This is a genomic window from Fusibacter sp. (assembly GCF_057447755.1).
This window is the reverse complement of the sequence record NZ_JBVBZF010000323.1, coordinates 1-3,925: the sequence shown is the minus strand read 5'-3', so window position 1 is coordinate 3,925 and position 3,925 is coordinate 1. Positions and strand designations below refer to the sequence as shown.

At 33.5% G+C, this 3,925-nt stretch carries 4 protein-coding genes and 1 pseudogene; all 5 read right to left on the bottom strand.

The window, feature by feature from the left end:
- Positions 1 to 206: pseudogene (locus AC220I_RS19430) on the bottom strand (sugar phosphate isomerase/epimerase family protein); the annotation flags it as partial.
- Between the two features lie 5 nt (positions 207 to 211).
- Positions 212 to 1,144, bottom strand: coding sequence for an NAD-dependent epimerase/dehydratase family protein (locus AC220I_RS19425; RefSeq protein ID WP_486725521.1), 933 nt, complete (start codon positions 1,142 to 1,144; stop codon positions 212 to 214).
- A gap of 12 nt (positions 1,145 to 1,156) precedes the next feature.
- Positions 1,157 to 2,116, bottom strand: a complete 960-nt coding sequence (locus AC220I_RS19420) for a glycosyltransferase (RefSeq protein WP_486725520.1) — start codon at positions 2,114 to 2,116, stop codon at positions 1,157 to 1,159.
- On the bottom strand, positions 2,109 to 3,251 hold the full coding sequence (locus tag AC220I_RS19415) for an FAD-dependent oxidoreductase (protein WP_486725519.1): 1,143 nt from the start codon (positions 3,249 to 3,251) through the stop codon (positions 2,109 to 2,111). Before AC220I_RS19415 ends, AC220I_RS19420 begins: the two co-directional genes overlap by 8 nt.
- Before the next feature lie 17 nt (positions 3,252 to 3,268).
- The coding region (locus tag AC220I_RS19410; RefSeq protein ID WP_486725518.1) for a glycosyltransferase at positions 3,269 to 3,925 on the bottom strand (657 nt) is incomplete at its 5' end.

The following is a 3,925-nucleotide window of genomic DNA, read 5'->3' as shown; positions in this document are numbered from 1 at the left end:
GATTGAATAGATGATATTTCTAGGTGATATTGCTTTAAAAGAGCAGTTTTAAACAAATGAACACGTTCATTTGTTTTATATGGCTCATCGGGAAATACCCTTGTGGGTGCAATTTCAAGGCCGCTGAAACCATATTCATTTAATATAGAGAGTATATGTTCGTCCTGAGTATTGTCCCAAGCGATGTTTGATATACTAAGTTTCATTTTACTTACTCCATTTCTGATTTGATAAATGCGATAATTTCAGAGATCACTTCTTTTGAGGTTAAAATATAATTATGAGTATTACTGAAAAGTAGGGCATGAACTGTTCTGAAATCATAGTTTGGTACTTTAGAGGCAACTTCATTTTCAAATGACTTCCCATAAATTGCCTTATAAAGTGCACTAATTTGTATGGGCTCTGTTGCAAGATTTATTACTTTTATGTTTTTATTAATCACAATTTCAATATGAGACCATAGCATTGAAAGAGGATAAAACTGAAAATAACCCCTGCTATCAGTAAAATTTAGAGCACTGAACCCAATATTTTGGAATTGGAATTTTAGTTTTCTCTTTGCTTCAGCTTCCAGTGGAAGGATTTTGTAAAAGCCATCACTGCCTAGTTGATAAGAGTTTAATACTTCGGGACAATTATTTTTATAACATAAATTTTCAAGCTTTTCCTTAGGAAGTTTAAAAGGAACAATGTGAATGAGATCGTAAATAAAGTTTTTCTTAATGCCCTTACCAAATAATCCTGGTAGTCTGATGATGTGATAATCCTCTACATTGTTTTTTACCCATTCCTCTAGTATTAATCTATTCCGTCCGTATGCCTCTGAATGAGTATCACTGGACTCGGTGTCTTGTTCATTAACACAAGTGGGATTTTCATAGACATCAATTGTAGAGATTAATACAAGTTTTTTAGCATTAATCGCTTTTATATTTTCAATTGCCTCTAGTATGTGCAATAAATCAGCTTCCGGGTTTTGATTTGCAACGTATTTTTCGGCTTTAATACCACAATAGACAAGTAAATCGGGCTTAGTACCAAACGCCTCTTTTATATTTTTTGAATTATAAAGTGCATCGAAATGAGTTGTCTGAATTAAATTGCCCCCCACAAAACCGGTGTAACCAACAAGTATTTTCATAATATGACCTTTCTATTTTGAATATTTATGAATGGATTCATATACATATTTTTGCTTTTTATAAAGCAAATTAACAATGATTGATAGATATTTAATAATGACAGCCAGTATTCCAAATACACCAAAAAAAGAAAAAGATAGAAAGAGAATAGTCGGTGTCCATCCTTCAACTGGATTTTGGAATACATATACAACAATAGCATAAAGTGCAACTAACACAGTGATAAACATCATAATTAGAGTCATTGCGAATGCAAATCTATATCCAAAGTCTGTGAAGAGGATTAAAGAATCAATTGCGAGCTGTGTTCTAATTTTAACAGTGGTTTGCGGTTTATTGTTTGATTCATAAACTGTGATATCGTATTTTATAGTCTCCATTTTTAATCCGCAATTTGCATATAATGCTTTTCTATAAGGTGTACTCTCACTAAGGCCTCGAATACGATTGATTGCTCTTCGTGAAAGAATACGAAATGATTCAGAGCCCAATGTGTACTGTAAGTTTGCAAATTGATTAAAGACCTTGTAAAACAAGTAGGAAGATAATTTAGGTTTTATGTTGGCAGACGCATTCACAATATCAAAGCCCTCAAGTGATTTTTTATAGAGGTCTAGCACAAGATTTGATGAGTAATCAGCTAATGTGTTGTCAAATTCAAAAATAAAATCGCCGATTGCAAGATCCACGCCTGCTGTCATTGAAAGCTCTAATCCTTGAAAATAACTCATATTTAATACTGAAAGAGTAGCCTCATAGTTGCTACATCGAAAGTTTTTAAGAATATCTAATGAAGAATCCACAGAAGCGTCATTTACACAGATGATTTCATATTTGGTGAAGTGCTGAGATAAAGCGTTATCTATAAAGCTTAGAAAAGACTCCAGCTCATGAGCAGCATTTCTAATATAGACCACAGCAGATACAAATTGCATTTCTTTAGTAGAATTGTTCAATTGGGTATTAGTCATTTCTAAGAACCTCCTCAAGATCATATACAGCATTAATTTTTCCAGATAAGACACTAATAAAAGTAGGATCTTTTGAGTACTGCTTAATAACGGTAGGTCTTGAATCATCAATTTCAGATGCCATTAATATTGGTTTTATTGAAAACAGGGATTTTTCGTATTGAAAAGCGAATTCATCCTTTAAGTATTTTCGTGCTAAGCCAGACATATAATGCCACGCAGAGTTGGGCTTGGCAGGGCAAGTATTACAGTTACCCAGCTGTTTAGGTGAGCAATGACCATTGCTTTCTGCTTGGCAATCAAATACTGGAAGCGATTCATAACACGTCTTATGGGGTGTGAATGTCACAGAAGTTAATGAGTGATACCCTGTTTTACCGAAGGGCATGATGGAAAAAAATGGACCATCCATAACGGTTATTCCAACATTTTTCAAGGATTCATTTACTGAACATAAAATGATTTCACAAAGCTCGTATTTTATCTTAAATGGTTTAAATCCAAGCAGATTATGGATTTGATTAACTGAGGCATAGGTTGCATTTATTACAAATTTAGATATGTAAACAACGCCATGGTCATCCATAATCTGATAATAGTGATCATCATTTTTAATGTCTTTAATCCTTGAATTAAACTGGATGTTAATATTTGTCATATTTTGGACTTCATTTAAAAGAATGTTCTTTAAAAGTTCAGAATCATAAGTATACTCTCTTGTTTCAAATGTACCATCACACATGTTTTTATTAAAGTATTGGTTTGAAGATACTTCATAGCATGGGATCTCAGCTGCTTTACAGAAACTTTCGAATTGGTCTGCTGTGGTCCAGGAGAATTGATTTGAAGTTGCATAAACTTTTTTAAACGATGTATGGATACATTCGTGAAATTCATTATTGAAACGTTCAAAATAGTGCGCTGATTTTATAGCTGTTGTATACGAACGAGGGTAGTGGTATCCCATGTGCACTCGTGCCTGATTAGAATGAGTAGCTCTAGAAAATGGAGCGTCATCATACTCCAAAATAAGAACGCGGTCACCTTGCTTTCCAGAATATAGTGCAGCGTAGAGACCAAAAAGACCTGCGCCAATTATAATTTTATCAAATTCTTTGTAATGGTTTGGAAGCATTTTCATTATCCTTTATGTTAAATTTTTTTTTTGATATGAAACTCAATAAAAAGTCTTTTGATATGATGCAAATAATTCTTTATGAGTTTAAAATAATCAACTGTCGTATTGTGGTCGTCTTCCCATTTCACAGGAAGCTCATGTACATTATAGTGGAGTCTTTCTGCTCTTAGTAAAAGTTCTATGATAAAAAACCAACCACTTTCAGAGCTTGAGCGTTTAATTAGGGAATCCGCAACATCTGACTTGAAAAACTTAAAACCACAAATGCTGTCGGTGGCTTTCATTTGCAAAAATAGCTTTAACAAGAAAGTTAATCCATAAGAGGATAAATTTCGATACCATTTCCGACCAAGCATATTTGAATCTTTGTTTAACCTTGACCCGTTGATGATATCAATTTCTGGATAATTGCTAAAAATGCTTACGACTTCGCTTAAATGTTCAATCTTAGTAGATAAGTCCACATCCATATAGCCAACAATATCCGATGTATTAGCGGCAACACCAGCTCTAAAAGCGGCACCAACACCTCTTGTCGAAATGCGAATGTATTCAACTTCAGGATGTCTTAAACTTAAATCTTGTGCAATAGATTGTGTAAGATCATTAGAACCATTATCGACAATGGTCAGTTTTATGGATTGTAAAGGAAGATTTTCTATAAACTTAAG

Bases quoted from the DNA above. Each gene is read 5' to 3' on its own strand.
- AC220I_RS19425 (WP_486725521.1), bottom strand. From the start codon at position 1,144: ATGAAAATACTTGTTGGTTACACCGGTTTTGTGGGGGGCAATTTAATT.
- AC220I_RS19420 (WP_486725520.1), bottom strand. From the start codon at position 2,116: ATGACTAATACCCAATTGAACAATTCTACTAAAGAAATGCAATTTGTA.
- AC220I_RS19415 (WP_486725519.1), bottom strand. From the start codon at position 3,251: ATGCTTCCAAACCATTACAAAGAATTTGATAAAATTATAATTGGCGCA.